This window comes from Kluyvera sp. 1366, from assembly GCF_054823405.1.
The window spans coordinates 160,025-176,037 of sequence record NZ_JBTRDW010000006.1 but is presented as its reverse complement, the minus strand read 5'-3'; the positions used below and the strand labels follow the sequence as shown (position 1 = coordinate 176,037).

Genomic DNA, 16,013 nt, shown 5'->3' with positions numbered 1-16,013 from the left:
GCGAGTATCATAACATTTTCACGGTAATGCGCGGCTCCGTTTTTAACATCGAAGCAACATCATCAGAACATCATCACCATCCATGGATAGGCGACAACCATCAGAAGAACCAGGAACAGCGCGCCGAAGATGGTGCCCAGGCGCCAGTAATCTTTAGTTGGCAGATAGCCGCTACCGTAATAAATCGGACTTGGGCCGGTGCCGTACGGGGTGATAATGCCCATCACACCCAGAGAAACACACATCATCAGGCAGAACACCGGCATGTTGATGCCCGGAATGGATGCGGCGATGGTCAGCATCGCGGGCAGCAGCGCGGTGGTGTGCGCGGTGGTACTGGCGAACAGGTAATGCAGCAGGTAGAAGGCGACCAGAAGGACGACGGCAGAAACCTGCGGGTCATAGCCTTGCAACAGCATTGCGCCTTCTTTACCCAGCCACGCGATGAAGCCAACGCGCGCTAAACCATCCGCCAGCGCGACCAGCGTGGCGAACCAGGCGAAGGTGTTCCAGGCGGCTTTATTGCTGGTGATGTCATTCCAGTTGAGTACGCCGGTCCACAGCATCAGCACGATGACTAACAGTGCGGCCATTGCGGGCTCAATCCAGGCGGTGGCGAAGATCCACATCATCAGCGCCGCAACCACGAAGCCCAGCAGCAGGATTTCGTTACGTTTCAGTTTACCGAGTTTAGCCAGCTCAGCGGTGGCCCAGCGCGGTACTTCATCGTTCACTTTCACTTCTGGCGGATAAAGCCAGTAAGCCAGCAGCGGCATGGTGAGAATCAGCAGCACGCCCAGCGGCAGGAAGGCGAGGAACCACATGCCCCATGAGATATCAAAGCCCACCACGCTTTTTACCAGCGCCAGCGCCAGCAGGTTTGGTGCCAGCGCAGAAAGGAACATTGAACTGGTGATACAGGCGGCGGTGATGGCAACCCACATCAGGTATGAACCAATCTTACGTGCGCTAGGATCGTTCGGTTTTGAACCATAGAGCGGCGGCAGGTTTGCAATAATGGGATAGATGGTACCGCCGCTGCGCGCGGTGTTGGATGGCGTAAACGGCGCCAGCAACAGGTCAGCGAAGGTAATGGCGTAACCCAGCGTCAGGCTACGACGGCCCAGATATTTCACCAGAATCAGCGCCAGGCGGCGACCGAACTGGGTTTTATCGTAGCCTGCGGCGAACATGAAGGCACCGAAGATCAGCCAGACCGTGGAGTTGCCGAAGCCACTCACCGCCCATTTGAACGACTGCGCCGCGGTTTTGAACTTGGGATCCGCCAGTTCTGCCGGGCTAAACAGCACCCACTGGCTGAACAGCGCAATCACCACCACGCCGGTTAACCCGATAACGGCACCCGGCAGCGGCTCGAAAATCAGTCCCACAATAACCCCGACAAAAATGGCGAAGAAGTGCCAGGCGTAAGGTTCCAATCCCGCAGGAGTCGGCACCAGCAGCAACAGCACAGCCACAATAATTGGCAGGCACAACATTATCAGGCGGTTCTTTTTTTTCCCTGGTGCCGCGGGAGGCGCGGTGAGGGATTCACTCTGGGTTGTTTGTGTGTTCATAGTTTTGTCTGCAAGTTATGGAGAATGCGGATATACGCCCCGAACCAAGCTGGTTTTTTTAGTTACAAAACCCTTTTAACAGATTAGTCGTGACATTTAAAACTGAGTCTTAATAAATCGCCATTTACAAAATTCGATGCGCGAATTATCTAATGGATGCGCTTATGATGCGATTAATTAAAATATCTATTTTGATCTAGATCAATAAAATTTATTGGTGATTTTTTTGCTTTAAACCTGTGCGCCTTAATTAACGAACCATTAGGTGAAAATTAACTGTGTGAGATGAATAAAACGGCACAAATCAAGCAAAAAACAGAGAAAGGAGACGATTTATCTTTATGATAAGACTAGATTTGTTTTAAATGTAAGGAAAAAGTTGATTTTTGTCAAGTCTTGGTTAAAACTTAGCGGAGCGCAGCTTTTAGCAATAAGCCACAAATATTATTTTCATGCGTAAAACTTATATAACTAACGAATAAGGTTATGTAAGTAAATAAAATGCTATATTTACGCCATGAAATCGGACCACTCAAATAATTATAAAATTCTCCGAACCGCCAAAGAATTGAATACCAAGTTTCTTAATTCTGGAGTTGCTCATCATGAATACGCTCACCCCGATTCTTAATCCGCTTACGTTACCGAAAGGTGCGGTGCTTAAAAACCGACTGGTTATGGCACCGATGACCACCTGTACCGGTTATTACGATGGCGGTGTTACCAGTGACCTTGTCGAATATTATCGCGTGCGCGCTGGCAGCATCGGTACCGTGATTGTCGAGTGCTGCTTTATTGATAACCGCGGCCCTGCGTTTCCGGGCGCGCTCGGTATCGACAGCGACAACAAAATCCCAGGCCTGGCGAAAATCGCCCACGCCATCAAGTCGCAAGGCTCCAAAGCGATTTTGCAGATTTATCACGGCGGCCGTATGGTTGAACCGGCGCTGATCGGCGGTAAAACCCCGGTCGCACCGAGCGCCATCGCCGCACCGCGCGACGGTGCCACTCAACCTCAGGCGCTGACTGCAGAAGAAGTGGAGGTGATGATCACCAAATTTGGTGATGCGGTGAACCGCGCGATCAAAGCCGGCTTCGACGGCGTGGAGATTCACGGCGCCAACACCTATCTTATCCAGCAGTTCTACTCGCCAAACTCCAACCAGCGCGACGACAAATGGGGCGGCAGTCGCGACAATCGCGCGCGTTTCCCACTGGAAGTGCTGGAAATCACCCACAAAATGGCTGACCGCTTCGCTGCGGCAGACTTCATCATCGGCTATCGCTTCTCACCGGAAGAGCTGGAAGTGCCGGGCATCCGCTGGGATGACACGCTCTATCTGCTGGAGAAACTGGCAGAACGCGGTCTCGATTACGTGCACTTCTCGGTTGGTCAGCTGCTGCGTCCATCGATTGTTGATACTCAGGACCCAACGCCACTGATCACCAAATATCTGGCACAGCGCTCGCCTAACCTGGCGAAAGTGCCGGTCATCGGCGTCGGCGGCGTCGTCAATAAAGAAGATGCCGAGAATGCGCTGGAGCACGGTTTCGACTTGGTAGCGGTGGGCAAAGCCTGTATCGCCTATCCGGACTGGACCGATCGCGTCATCAAGAATCAGCACATGGAGCTGTATATCGACAGCACCAAGCGCGAAGAGTTGACTATCCCGGAACCGCTGTGGCGCTTCTCGCTGGTGGATGCGATGATCCGCGACGTCAGCGATACCGGCCGTAAATACAAAGCGGGCGTTTATCAGGCGAAAGTCGAAGCCGAAGCGCTGAAGCTGAAAATCAACGTTACCCTCGACACCGACCGTATTACCGACATCTCGCTGGTGCCGGATCCGAGCCTCGACGTCGACTTCACCAGCACCTTCGAAAGTCTGCGTGAACGCATTCTGGTGGCGAACAGCCCGCACGTTGACGCCATCACTGGCGCCACCACGCAGAGTGAAGCGCTGAAAAAAGCGGTATCGCGTGCCATGACCACCTCAAGCAAAGAGTATGTGATTGAAGAGGGCGGTAACCCGAACGCACCGGTGAATTACGATGTGGTGGTAGTGGGCACCGGCGGTGCTGGTCTGGCGGCGGCGATTCAGGCGCATGACGATGGCGCACGCGTGGTGATCATCGAGAAGATGCCCACCATCGGCGGTAACACCATCAAAGCCTCGGTCGGTATGAACGCGGCGGAAACCCGTTATCAGAAGTTGAAAGGCATTGAAGACAGCAAAGAGCTGTTCTATGAAGAGACGCTGAAAGGCGGCAAATTCAAAAACAATCCGGTGCTGCTGCGCGAATTTGTTGAGCAGGCGCCCGAAGCGATTGAGTGGCTGGCCGCCAAAGACATCGAGCTGTGCGACATCACCATCACCGGGGGCATGAGCATCGATCGTACGCACCGTCCGGAAGATCGTTCGGCAGTCGGCGGCTTCCTGATCAGCGGGCTGGTGAAAAACGTTAATCTGCGCAATATCGAAGTGTTGCTGGAAACCTCAGTGGCCGAAATTTTAGTGGAAAACGGTGCGGTCACCGGCGTGAAAGTGGTGGATGAGTATAACGACAGCCGCATTATTAACGCCAAAAGCGTGATTGTGGCGACCGGCGGCTTCAGTGCCAACCGCGAAATGGTGGTGAAATATCGCCCTGAGCTGGACGGTTTCGTCACCACCAACCATAAAGGCGCCACCGGCAGCGGCATCGCCATGCTGCAACACATCGGTGCGGATACCGTGGATATGGGGGAAATCCAGATTCACCCAACGGTTGAGCAAACCACGTCGTACCTGATTTCCGAAGCAATGCGCGGCGGCGGGGCGATTCTGGTGAGCCAGGCAGGCAAGCGTTTCTACAATGAAATGGAAACCCGTGACAAAGTGTCCGCTGAGATCATCGCGCTGCCTGAGAAGAGTGCGTGGATTGTGTTTGACGAGCAGGTACGCGCCAATAACAAAGCGGCTGACGAATACATCGCTAAAGGCTTTGTCATCAGCGCGCCAACGCCACACGAGCTGGCGGTGAAACTCAACATGGATCAGGAAGCGCTGCAAACCACGCTCGGTCGTTACAACGAGTTCGTGGCGAAGCAGGATGACGAAGACTTTGGTCGTAAAACCGCGCTGCGTCACCCGCTGAATAAAGGTCCGTACTTTGCGATTCGTATCGCACCGGGCGTGCATCACACCATGGGCGGCGTGACCATCAACACCGATACCGCGGTGCTGGATGCGCAGAAAGAGGTGATTCCAGGCGCATGGGCGGCCGGTGAAGTGGTCGGCGGCATCCACGGCGCCAACCGCATCGGCGGCAACGCGGTGGCCGATATCATTATCTTCGGTATCAAAGCCGGTCACAACGCGGCTAAACTAGCGTTAGGACACTAAGCTGTAAAGATGCCCGCCTTGTGCGGGCATCGTTTTCTTTAGAGGCATGCAATGACCGCTGGCGTCTTTTCTTACTCTGCCGTTCTGATGGGTTCGCCCATTCTGCTCAAATTGTTTGATGACAATCCCACGCTTGCCCGCCACGTATTTCAACTGATTAAACAGCAGGAAAACCTGTTCACCGTTAACCGCGCTGAATCCGAAGTGATGTCGGTCAACCACGCCGCAGGCCACCATCCGGTGATCGTCAGCGAAGCGGTGTTTGCGTTAATTAGCGTGGCACACGCCGTGAGTTTACTGCCGGACAGCGCCTTCAATTTCACCATTGGGCCGATTGTGAAGCGCTGGAAAATTGGTTTTCAGGGACGTGCGGTGCCGCCTGCGCCAGAAATCGCATCCCTGCTGAAGCTGACCGATCCGCATCAGGTCGTGCTCAATCCCGCCGATCGCTCAGTGTTTTTGCAACAGCCAGGCATGGAGATCGATCTTGGCGCCATCGCCAAAGGCTACATCGCCGATCGCGTGCAGGCGTTTTTACGCCAGCAGGGCGTGCAGCAGGCGCTGATCAATCTGGGCGGCAATGTGCAAACGCTGGGTTCGCCGCCGCACGAGCCGCAGGGTTGGGGCATTGGCCTGAAAAAGCCGTTTGGTCGTGATGATGAGCTGTTAGGCGTGCTGCAGGTGCAGGGCAAATCGGTGGTGACGTCGGGGATTTATGAGCGCTACTTCGAACTGGACGGCCGCTGCTGGCATCATATTTTTGATCCGCAAACCGGCTATCCGCTTGATAACGAACTGCTGAGCGTGACGGTGATTTCCGATCGCTCGATTGATGGCGATATCTACACCACGCTGCTCTTTGGCATGGGCGTGGAGCAAGGGCTGGCTTATCTCGCTGACCAGCCCGACATCGACGCGGTGTTTGTCACGCGCGATCGGCAGATCATCTGCTCCTCGCCGCAGCACTTTCACTTCCAGCAGCTCGATGTCGACTGGCAGCTACGTTACTGACAATATTGCTGCAGCAGCGAATGGTATTCCGGCTGCAGGCGATAGCGGTACACCGGACGGCCGGTCGCGCCATAGTGAATGCTGGTGAACAGAATATTAATCTGCGCCAGCCAAATCAGGTATTTACGACACGACACGCGCGAGATGTTCACTTCAGCTGCCAGTTCGTCAGTCGAAAATTCATGCCCCGGATGCGCATCAATCCACTGACACAGCGTGCGCAGCGTTTGCGGCGTTAAGCCTTTTGGCAGGCGCTTATTGTCATGCTGCGTTGCCGGGCTGCCGTGAATCAGTAGATCCACATCCGCTTGCTGATAGTAATGCTGATTGTCCATCAGCGATTTCTTCTGCCGCCAGCCGGTCAGCGCCTCTTCAAAACGTGGGAACTGGAACGGTTTGATCAGGTAATCCACCACGCCGTAGTGCAGCGAGGTTTTGATATTCTCCGCATCGGCCGCCGACGAAATGATGATCACTTCCACCGCGCTCTGCGCCGTGCGCAGCTCCGGCAACAGATCGAGGCCATTCTCCTGCTGCATATAGATATCCAGCAGCACCAGATCGACCGCAGTATCGCTATTGAACAGGATCTCTTTCGCCTGCTTCAAGGTTGAGGCGGTGCCACAACAGTGAAAGCCCTGAATTTGGCCGATATACGCGCGATTAAGCTCGGCGACCATGGCGTCATCATCGACCACTAACACATTGATCATGCGGATTGGTTTCCTCCATCCCAGGGAAGTTGGACTAAAAATTGGGTAAACACGCCGGGTTCTGACTCCACACTCACGCTGCCACCGATATTTTCGGTTTGCTGCTGCAGCAGAAACAGCCCGACACCGCGGTTTTCACCTTTGGTGGAGAAGCCTTTTTCGAAAATGGTGCTGAGATGATCGGCTTCAATGCCCGGACCATCATCACTCACTTCACAGGTCAGCCAACCGTTTTGGTAGTGCAGCATCACGTGAATCTCGCCTTCTACCTGCTCGCTCATTGCATCCAGCGCGTTCTCAATCAGATTGCCGATCACCGTAATCAGCGCCGCCATCTGCTGCTCATTGCCGCTGTCGGGCAGGAAGCTGGCATCGCTGATGGTCAGGCGATGGCCGCAATCAGACGCGCGGTTGATTTTGCTCAGCAAGAAACCAGCAATCACCGGCGACTTAATCTTATCGAGCAGGAAACCGATCTCCGTCTGGTAATTATTGGCGGTTTTGAGAATGTAGCTTTCCACCTGCGTGTAGTTTTTCATGTGCAGCAGGCCGAGGATCACATGCAGCTTGTTCATAAATTCGTGCGAGCGCTCACGCAGCGCATCGACGTAGTTTACCATGCCCGTCAGACGCTGCATCAGTTGACTGATTTCCGTCTTGTCCCTGAAGGTGCAGACCGCGCCGATAATCCGTCCCTGCGTGCGCACCGGCACGGTATTGCTTAGCAACACGCGGCCATTCACATTCAACTCTTCATCACGCCGCGCCCGCCCGCTGTGCAGCACATCCCGCAGATGATCGTTAATCACTGAGGCATCGTAGATGCGGTCGCCGCTGATGGTGCCCATCGAATCGTTTAGCAGCGATCGCGCCGCCTGATTCACCAGCGTCACCTGCGCCTGATCGTCCATCGCCACCACGCCTTCTTTTAGCGAGTTGAGAATCGCCTGACGCTGTTCAAACAGAGTAGAAATTTCGTAGGGTTCGAGGCCAAACAAAATGCGCTTCAGCACGCGCACCAGTACAAAAGTACCGATGGCGCCGGCCAGCGTGCCAATAAAGATGGTCCACAGGATGCTCCAGCGGCTCTCGTTGATCTGCACCGAAACGGCATCCAGCGAGATGCCAATCGCCACCACGCCAATCTGCTGATGCTGATTGTTGTACACCGGCGTAAACACGCGCAGCGCTTTCGCCAGCGAACCTTTATTCACCGAGACGTTTTCATGGCCACGCAGCGCGGGCTCCAGATCGTCACCGATAAAGTGTTTGCCAATCAGTTCAGGATTGCGATGCGAATAGCGGATGCCGTCCATGTTGGTGACAGTAATGAACAGCAAATTATTGGTCTCTTCCACCGCTTTGGCGATCGGCTGGATGCGCGTGCCATCCGGCGGGAACGCCAATGCACGCTGGATTTCCGGTGAGTCGGCCAGCGTGCGCGCCACCGCCATGGCTTTATCTTCCAGCTGCGCGCGGGTCGCTGCGCCAATCTGGAAGAAATAGAACATATGCACGCTGAGCAGCACCAGCACAATCACTGCGCTGAGCATCAGGGTGACCAGCGTATTAAGCTTCATCGGCTGCTTGCGCGCCGCGGTTCCTTGCTGTGAAGAAGACATGATCGCTCTCGGAGGAGAAGAGGGCACATATTATGACGGATAAACAGAAGAAGGTCGCGCACCATGTAAGGCCGCCATTCGTGGCGGCCTCGACATTGGCGGTACTGAATTAACTCGATTTAACGCGATTCGCAAAGCTCTTACGCAGCTTTTGCAGTTTCGGTGGGATTACCGCCATGCAGTAGCCGTTGCGCTGACCCGCGCCTTGCCAATAATCCTGATGATAACCTTCTGCCGCATACCACTCTTTCAGCGGCTCGATGGTGGTCACCACCGGATCGCTCAGGTTCTCCTGCGCGCGCGCAATCGCGGCAATCGCTTCGGCTTCCTGCTCAGCATTCGCCGGGAAAATCGCAGAGCGATATTGGGTGCCAACATCGTTGCCCTGGCGGTTCAGCGTAGTGGGATCGTGGGTGGCAAAGCTGATATCCAGCAGATCGCCGTACTTCACCTGCTCTGGATCGAAACCGATGCGAATCGCTTCTGCGTGGCCGGTCGCACCGCTGCACACCTGCTCGTAGGTTGGATTCGGGCGTGCGCCGCCGGTATATCCACTCTCGACTGACTCCACGCCAATCACATCTTTAAACACTGCTTCAGTACACCAGAAACAGCCACCTGCGATCACCGCATATTCGGTTGCCATTATATCTACTCCTGTCAGGGCGAAAGAATCAAAGTGGGGGCAAGCCCATATCAATTCAAGCAGTTAAATTAACATTTCAGGCTTAAAGTCGCCGCGCTTGTCGAGCCGCAAATTGCTCATCACGCTGAAGCGTCCTTCGCCGGTGTAGTGCAGCGTCGGCGGAAACTCCGGCGTTTCAGCTACATGCGCTTTAACGATCTCAAAGATAAAGAAGTTGTAGTTATCTACCATGGAATCGTCATACAGCTGGCACTCAAAGCTGGCAAAGCACTCGCCGATTAACGGCGCATTGACCACGCTGGCCGGTTCGGGCGTCAGATTGAAGGCATCAAACTTATCGAGACGATCGCCGTGGCTGTTACCGATCGCCACCACGCTGTCCACCAGATTGGCCGACGGCACGTTAATCACGCACTGGCCGCTCTGGCGAATCAGTTCATGGCTGTAATTGCCGCCGGCAATCATGCAGCCAACCAGCGACGGCGAGAACTCCAGAATGGTGTGCCAGCCGAGCGTCATGATGTCGCGATGATCCTCAAACTGGGAACTCAGCAGCACCACCGGACCCGGCTCCAGATACTTCCGCGCTTTGCTTACCGGAAAGTCGATTTTATGCATCGGGATTCTCCTGTTGTAGGTACAGACACATTAAGTGTAGATGCCAGCCTTTACCGAGCCGAAAAATCGCGGCATGTTATCGGCTACCTCTTACCAACAGGCCAATAATATGAACAACATCCTGTGTCAGACCCTTAACCTTCGCTATCCGATCGTTCAGGCGCCGATGGCGGGCGTCTCGACGCCGGAACTGGCGGCGGCGGTGAGCACCAGCGGCGCGCTGGGTTCGATCAGCGTGGGCGCCTCAACGCCGCAGCAGGCGGATAGCATGATCCGCACAACGCTCGCCCTGACAGCCGCGCCCATCAACGTCAACGTCTTCTGCCACGCGCCGGTGCAGCGCAATCCTCAGTTAGAACAGGCGTGGATCGCACGTTTCAAGCCGGTGTTTGCTCGCTATGAAGCGACACCGCCCGATGCGCTGTCAGAAATTTATCAAACGTTTGTGGATAACCACGCGATGCTGGAGGTCCTGCTGGACACCGCGCCCGCCGCAGTGAGTTTCCACTTTGGCTTGCCGTCCGCCGCTGTTGTGCAGCGCTTGAAAAGTCGCGGCATTATCACGCTGGCGAGCGCCACCAGCGTTGCTGAAGCAGGTGCCATCGAAGCCGCCGACATCGATTTTATTGTGGCGCAGGGTATTGAGGCGGGCGGGCATCGCGGGATATTCCATCCAGAAAATGACGATCAGCAGCTCAGCACCTTTACGCTGGTGCAGGCGATTCGCCGGGCGTCGCGGCTGCCGGTGATTGCCGCCGGCGGCGTGATGGATGGCGCGGGCATGGCTGCGATGCTCAAGCTGGGCGCGGCGGGTGTACAGCTGGGTACGGCGTTTATTCTGTGCCCGGAATCCGCCGCCAACGCGGCATATCGTCAGGCGCTGAAAAGCGCGCAGGCCAACAGCACCGAGATGATTGCCGCCATTTCTGGCCGATCGGCAAGATGTCTCACCAACGATTTTTGCCAGCTGGCGCGCGAGTTCGCGCAGGATGCCATTCCCCCTTATCCACTCACCTACGCGCTGGGCAAAGCGCTCGCTGCTGCCGCCGCCGCTAAAGGCGCGCACGGCTTTGGCGCGCAGTGGGCCGGGCAGGGCGCCGCGCTGGCGCGGGAAATGCCGGGGGCAGAATTAATTAACACGCTGGTGGCGGAGTGGCAGGCGGCGTAACGCAGCTTTTCTGCTGCGACTATCTCTATGGTTGAGGAGACGATGATGACAAACCCAGCCGGGATAAATCCCGGAGAACAGGTCGTTTTATACGACGGCGTATGCAAACTGTGCAACGCGTGGGTGATGTTTCTCCTGCGTCACCGCATTCCACGCCATGTACGTTTTGCGGCGGTTCAGAGTGAGCAGGGGAAAGCGCTATTACGTTTTGTCGGTCTGCCAGATGAAGATATTCGCACCATCGTCCTAATTGATGGGCAAAATCATTGGCTCCGTGCGCAGGCAATTTTCCGCATCATGCACTATATGCCGTGGCCGTGGCGCGTTTTGTCTGTCGTGAGGTTTATGCCTGACGTTATCAGCAATTATTGTTACGACCGCATCGCGCTAAATCGCTATCGGCTTTTTGGTCGCTACAACGAGCATTACCCCATTAAATCCGATTATCACGGACGATTTTTAGACCAGTAAAAATCGTCCGTTAATCCTCGAAGCGGTACGCTTGCTGCGAAATGGTTTTAGCCATCATCGATTTAATCCATTCCGTAGGTTCCCGTTTACCGCTGCGTTTGTGTGAATAGATTTTCACGGTGAATCTTGGTGCGGGAAACGGCAACCTGAATGAGGTCACATCGGCGGCCTGTTTGATTTTACTGGCAACGAAAGACGGGATCGCCATCAGCAATTCACTTTCCGCGATAATAAAGGGCGCACTCAGCATCGATGGCGTTCTGATGGCGATGCGGCGTTTAAGGCCAATGCGCTCAAGATGGGAATCCAGCATTCCCTGCTTTTCATTCCACGGCGTAACCACCAGATGCCCGGCGGCAAGATAATCGTCAAGATTCAGACTGCTGCGTCGCGCATTGGCAATCACCATAAATTCATCACTGAATAAATCGGTCTCTTCGAGATCGGGATGATGCATGCTATCCGGCTCGCTAAAACTCAGCGCCATATCGATTTCACCCGCCAGTAATTCAATCAGCGCCGGATTATGCGGCAAATGGCAGAGTTCAAAACTCAGATTGGGTGCCGTATCAGTCAGCGCATGCATCAGCCGCGGAAAGACACAAAAAGCGGTGTAATCCGTTACCGCAATTCTAAAACAGTCATCACTGGTCAGCGGATCGAAAGGCTTCAGCGGACTGAGATGCCGATTTAACCCGGATAGCGTTTCGGCAATATAGGGCGCCAGCTGGCAGGCATAAACGCTGGGACACATTTTGTGGCCTTCGCGGTAGAACAGCGGATCTTTAAAAAACTCACGTAATCGGGACAGCGCGTGGCTTAACGCGGAAGTACTCAAACTGAGCTCAATCGCCGCCAGCCTGACCGAACGATGTCTGAAAACTGCGTCGAAAACGGGGAGGAGATTCAAGTCCAGTCGACGCAGCACATGATGCATGAAATTCACCTATCATTGATTTTATTGCACTTATTTCATCGAACAATACCCATTATGCTGGGCAGCATCAATCTGATTAAATAAGAAATAATGCATGAAGATGACTATTCGGCCAGCCAATCCTGATGACGCGGACGCCATTTACGACATGATTGCTGAGTTGTCGGTTTATGAACATGGATTACAGTCGTCATCAACTACCGTGGAAGAGATCAGATCGACGCTATTCAATCCCGAAAGCCATAGCGAAGCGTTGATGTGCGAGATTGATGGCATAACCGCCGGGTACGCAGTGATTACCCGCAGCTACTCGGCGTGGCTGGGGCGGCGCGGACTCTATATGGAAGACTTGTACTTCTCGCCCAATTTTCGCGGCCTCGGTGCAGGCAAAGCGCTGCTGCAGTATGTCGCGCAGCACGCGGTCAATCATCAGTGCAACCGCATTGAGTGGAGTGCGTTAGATTGGGATCAGTCGGCCAGAGAGTTCTATCTCAGTATTGATGCGCTGCCGTTAAATGAGTGGGTGCGTTATCGGCTCGACGGGGCGGCATTAGAGAAATTTGCTGCCGCCACGCCGCAATAGTTCTCTGCCACAAAAGGCCCGCCAAAATGGCCTAATGCTCATGTCAGCCAGGCCAACGACGAGTGTGCAGGCCGGTGGCACTTTTGGGCCGGCTGTCCTCGCGCCGCTAACGCGGTTCCTTCACTTCGCTCGTCAGCCTAACGGACCGGCGAAGACGGGACTTCCCTGTCCCGGCTTCGCCTTTCGCCCGCGTCCTGCGGGCTCTCCTGGCTTCCTCGCTTCGTTCAGCGCTGCGAATTGCCGGCCCCAAATTGCCCCCGGCCCGCTTCGACGCTTCAGTGCGTGACGCAGCAGATGTGTCAGAGCCCGCACGATTAATGCAGCCCTTAAGCCAAACTCTTTCATAATTGACAAGTATTAGGCCAAACCGGCCGATTAATGTTATTCCCGTTAAAGCGATTGCAGGAACGTCAGCAGATCGGCGTTGAGCTGATCGGTATGCGTTACCGCAAAGCCGTGCGGTGCGTTGTCATACACTTTCAGCTGCGCGCCGGCGATCATTTCGGCGGCAACTTTCCCGGTGGTTTCGAACGGCACGACCTGGTCGTTGCTGCCGTGAATCACCAGCGTCGGCACGTCGATTTTTGCCATATCAGGACGGAAGTCGGTTTCCGAGAACGCGGTAACACAATCAATCGTCCCTTTTAGTGACGCCAGCAGCGCAATATTCAACGTCTGCGTCAGCGCGCCTTCTGAAACCGTTTGACCGGCGTTGGTGCCGTAAAACGGTGTGGCAAAATCACTGATGAACTGCGCGCGATCTTTACGTAAGCCCTGACGAATGCCTTCAAACACCGACAAATCGACGCCTGCTGGATAATCATCGGCCTTGCCGAAGATCGGTGTCACCGCGCCCAGCAGCACTAAGCTATCCACGCGCGCTGTGCCGTAATTGTTGATGTAGCGCGCCACATCGCCGCCACCCATTGAGAAGCCCACCAGCGTCACGTTTTGCAGATCCAGATGGCTAATCAGGTCGTTAATATCCGATGCAAAAGTATCGTAGTTGTAGCCTTCCCACGGTTGATCGGAACGGCCAAAGCCGCGGCGATCAAAAGCGATAACGCGGTAGCCTTTCTCCGCCAGGAAATTCAGCTGGCTGTCCCACATATCCCCGTCGAGCGGCCAGCCGTGACTGAATAGCACCGGCTTGCCGGTACCCCAATCTTTGAAATAGATCTGCGTACCATCCTGCGTCTTAAATGTGCTCATGTTTCGGCCTTATTAATGTCGATGAATGAAAGCGCCTTATTCAGGTGCCACGAGATAACGAACTTCCGGAGCTGCAGTGCCTTGATGGAATCCCAGCACGCGGTTCTGAATCTTTTGATCGTTCATGGTATAGCGCTCGCGCTGACGCAGATGCTCCATCCATGAGCCAACCACAAAGGTCTCAACAAACATGTCGGGTTGCAGCATGTCCTCATACAGAGACCAGTTCAGCGCGCCACCACGTCGTCTGACGCGACGCATATCCTGCATGCACACCGCAAAGGCATGCGCATCACTGCGGTTGATCTGATAATGATAGCTGACCATCACCGGCCCGCGATCGTGACGAATCTCCAGCTCGGGCAAGGGATCGCTGACCGTGCTGAGGTCGAGGTTCAGATCCGGATCCTGATCCAGCCGCCAGCGCAGCACCGTCAGGCTCGCCAGCAGCATGCCGACAGTGGCGACAGTCAGTGACAATGGAATGCTGAATGTCGATGCCAGCTGTCCCCAAATGGCGCTGCCTAACGTCATCGAGCCAAAAAACACCGTCAGATAGACCGCCAGCGCCCGGGCTTTCACCCATTTGGCGGCACTGCGCTGCGCGCCAAGATTGAGGGTGGAAAGCACTGCAATCCACGCAAAGCCGGTAAAGAACTCGAACGCATTCAGCAACCAGAGGTGACGAATAAACGCCAGCGCCAGCAGAGTGATGGCAAACATCAGGCTCGCCAGCACCATCAGCTGATCGGGATTAAAGCGTTTGCGCATACGCGGCAACAGCAGCGCGCCGCAAATCGCGCCGATGCCGATGCAACCCAGCATAATGCCGTAGCCGCCGGGCCCGAGGCCCAGTTCGCGTCGAGCCACCAGCGGTAACAGCGCCCAACCGGCACTGCCAAACACAAAGAAAGCGATGGTGCGCACTAGCACATTGCGCAGTACCGGCGCAGCATGCACATAGCGCACGCCGGCACGCACCGCCGGGAAGAAGTGCTCCGGCGGCAAACGCTGCACGCTGGGCTGTGCTTGCCACACATACAGCACCAGAAACACGCCGAGTACCGAAAGCGCATTCAGCAGAAACACCATCCACGGACCGGCAAACGACAGAATCAGGCCGCCGAGCGCCGGGCCGATAGCGCGACTGATGTTAATGCCGAGCGAGTTAAGCGCAATCGCCGGGCCGAGCTCCTCCTTACTGACCAAATCCGGCACGATGGCCTGGAAGGGCGGAGAACTCATGGCCGCGCCGGTACTCAGCAGGAATGCCGCAATCAGCAGCACCATCGGTGTGACCAGGTCTGCCCAGGAAAGGAATGTCAGGCTCGCGGCGGCAATAAACACCCAGATTTGCGAGAACAGCAGGTATTTACGCCGGTCAACGATATCCGCCATCACGCCAGACGGCAGTGCAAACAGAAACATCGGTAAGCTGCTGGCGGCCTGCACCAGCGCCACCGAGAGCGGATCGGCGCTCAGTGTCAGCATGGTCCAGTTAACGCCTACGTCGTTCATCCATGAACCGACATTGGATACCACGGTAGCGATCCACAGCATGCGGAACACGCGCTGGCGCAGCGGCTGCCATGGTGAAACCGTCTGCGAAACGGGCGGCAGATCCGCCTCGGGGATGTCATGAATGTCATTAACCTGCGCCATGAACAACCTCCGAAACGCCGCCAAACACGCGCCAGCGACCGGGGCCGGTCAGCGCCAGCGTGGTGAAGATGATCAGCAGCAGCCAGCCAAACTGTCCTTCCGCTATGCTCCAGTTGGGATGGACGAACAGCATCGCCACCAGCAGCACGCCGATAATCGGCAGGCAGGCGAGGCGGGTAAACATGCCAAGCAGGATAAACAGCGGGCAGACCACTTCAGCAACGATCGCCGCCAGCAGGCTGAAGTAGGCACCCAGGCCAAAGGGATCCTCGATACGCGTCAGTTCTTCACTGAAATGGAACACCTTTGGCAAGCCGTGCACGTGCAACAACAGCAGGCAGCCGGTAAGGCGCAGGAAGAACAGCCCCGCATCAATGCGAGGCGGCTGTGAGAGTGAATGTTTCATG

14 protein-coding genes are annotated in these 16,013 nt (G+C 55.3%); 5 read left to right on the top strand and 9 right to left on the bottom strand.

Annotated features, from left to right (window positions below; translation table 11 throughout):
- Positions 1-62 precede the first annotated feature (62 nt).
- The gene (locus tag ACVLVH_RS14975) at positions 63-1,577 is read right to left on the bottom strand and encodes an anion permease (RefSeq protein WP_137385596.1); all 1,515 of its coding nucleotides are present in this window, start codon (positions 1,575-1,577) and stop codon (positions 63-65) included.
- A gap of 605 nt (positions 1,578-2,182) precedes the next feature.
- On the opposite strand from ACVLVH_RS14975, the gene ACVLVH_RS14970 reads away from it, so the two are divergent.
- Together ACVLVH_RS14970 and ACVLVH_RS14965 are read left to right on the top strand one after the other, a co-directional pair.
- Positions 2,183-4,963, top strand: coding sequence for a flavocytochrome c (locus ACVLVH_RS14970; protein WP_101760770.1), 2,781 nt, complete (start codon positions 2,183-2,185; stop codon positions 4,961-4,963).
- A gap of 51 nt (positions 4,964-5,014) precedes the next feature.
- On the top strand, positions 5,015-5,974 hold the full coding sequence (locus tag ACVLVH_RS14965; RefSeq protein WP_192413594.1) for an FAD:protein FMN transferase: 960 nt from the start codon (positions 5,015-5,017) through the stop codon (positions 5,972-5,974).
- On the opposite strand, the gene dcuR is transcribed toward ACVLVH_RS14965, so the two are convergent.
- From dcuR to ACVLVH_RS14945, 4 genes are all read right to left on the bottom strand, one after another.
- On the bottom strand, positions 5,968-6,687 hold the full coding sequence (gene dcuR, locus ACVLVH_RS14960) for a two-component system response regulator DcuR (RefSeq protein WP_008102769.1): 720 nt from the start codon (positions 6,685-6,687) through the stop codon (positions 5,968-5,970). The genes ACVLVH_RS14965 and dcuR overlap by 7 nt on opposite strands.
- Positions 6,684-8,309 carry a sensor histidine kinase gene (locus ACVLVH_RS14955; RefSeq protein WP_192413590.1) on the bottom strand — a complete coding sequence of 542 codons (1,626 nt, stop codon included), beginning with the start codon at positions 8,307-8,309 and terminating at the stop codon, positions 6,684-6,686. Before ACVLVH_RS14955 ends, dcuR begins: the two co-directional genes overlap by 4 nt.
- Before the next feature lie 109 nt (positions 8,310-8,418).
- Entirely contained in the window at positions 8,419-8,955 is a 537-nt protein-coding gene (gene msrA, locus ACVLVH_RS14950; protein WP_101760767.1) for a peptide-methionine (S)-S-oxide reductase MsrA, read from the bottom strand.
- A gap of 63 nt (positions 8,956-9,018) precedes the next feature.
- Positions 9,019-9,573 carry a flavin reductase family protein gene (locus tag ACVLVH_RS14945; protein WP_210080481.1) on the bottom strand — a complete coding sequence of 185 codons (555 nt, stop codon included), beginning with the start codon at positions 9,571-9,573 and terminating at the stop codon, positions 9,019-9,021.
- 109 nt (positions 9,574-9,682) lie between these two features.
- Here ACVLVH_RS14945 and ACVLVH_RS14940 point away from each other — a divergent pair, with 109 nt between their 5' ends.
- Complete coding sequence (locus ACVLVH_RS14940; RefSeq protein WP_498949742.1) at positions 9,683-10,741, top strand: NAD(P)H-dependent flavin oxidoreductase; 1,059 nt, start codon at positions 9,683-9,685, stop codon at positions 10,739-10,741.
- A 45-nt stretch (positions 10,742-10,786) separates the two neighbouring features.
- On the top strand, positions 10,787-11,212 hold the full coding sequence (locus ACVLVH_RS14935) for a thiol-disulfide oxidoreductase DCC family protein (protein WP_110865972.1): 426 nt from the start codon (positions 10,787-10,789) through the stop codon (positions 11,210-11,212).
- A 10-nt stretch (positions 11,213-11,222) separates the two neighbouring features.
- On the opposite strand, the gene ACVLVH_RS14930 is transcribed toward ACVLVH_RS14935, so the two are convergent.
- Complete coding sequence (locus ACVLVH_RS14930) at positions 11,223-12,149, bottom strand: LysR family transcriptional regulator (RefSeq protein ID WP_498949629.1); 927 nt, start codon at positions 12,147-12,149, stop codon at positions 11,223-11,225.
- A 94-nt stretch (positions 12,150-12,243) separates the two neighbouring features.
- Here ACVLVH_RS14930 and ACVLVH_RS14925 point away from each other — a divergent pair, with 94 nt between their 5' ends.
- The gene (locus ACVLVH_RS14925) at positions 12,244-12,732 is read left to right on the top strand and encodes a GNAT family N-acetyltransferase (protein ID WP_110865974.1); all 489 of its coding nucleotides are present in this window, start codon (positions 12,244-12,246) and stop codon (positions 12,730-12,732) included.
- A 390-nt stretch (positions 12,733-13,122) separates the two neighbouring features.
- Here the strand turns inward: ACVLVH_RS14925 and ACVLVH_RS14920 are convergent, their stop codons facing one another.
- Genes ACVLVH_RS14920 through ACVLVH_RS14910 form a run of 3 tightly spaced genes read right to left on the bottom strand, consistent with a single transcriptional unit; the run spans position 13,123 to position 16,012 of the window.
- Positions 13,123-13,944 (bottom strand): alpha/beta fold hydrolase, encoded by an 822-nt coding sequence (locus ACVLVH_RS14920; protein ID WP_101760762.1) that lies wholly within the window; start codon positions 13,942-13,944, stop codon positions 13,123-13,125.
- 36 nt (positions 13,945-13,980) lie between these two features.
- Entirely contained in the window at positions 13,981-15,606 is a 1,626-nt protein-coding gene (locus ACVLVH_RS14915; RefSeq protein WP_110865975.1) for an MFS transporter, read from the bottom strand.
- The gene (locus ACVLVH_RS14910; protein ID WP_192413581.1) at positions 15,593-16,012 is read right to left on the bottom strand and encodes a DoxX family protein; all 420 of its coding nucleotides are present in this window, start codon (positions 16,010-16,012) and stop codon (positions 15,593-15,595) included. The genes ACVLVH_RS14915 and ACVLVH_RS14910 overlap by 14 nt, the downstream gene beginning before the upstream one ends.
- Position 16,013: the final 1 nt, after the last annotated feature.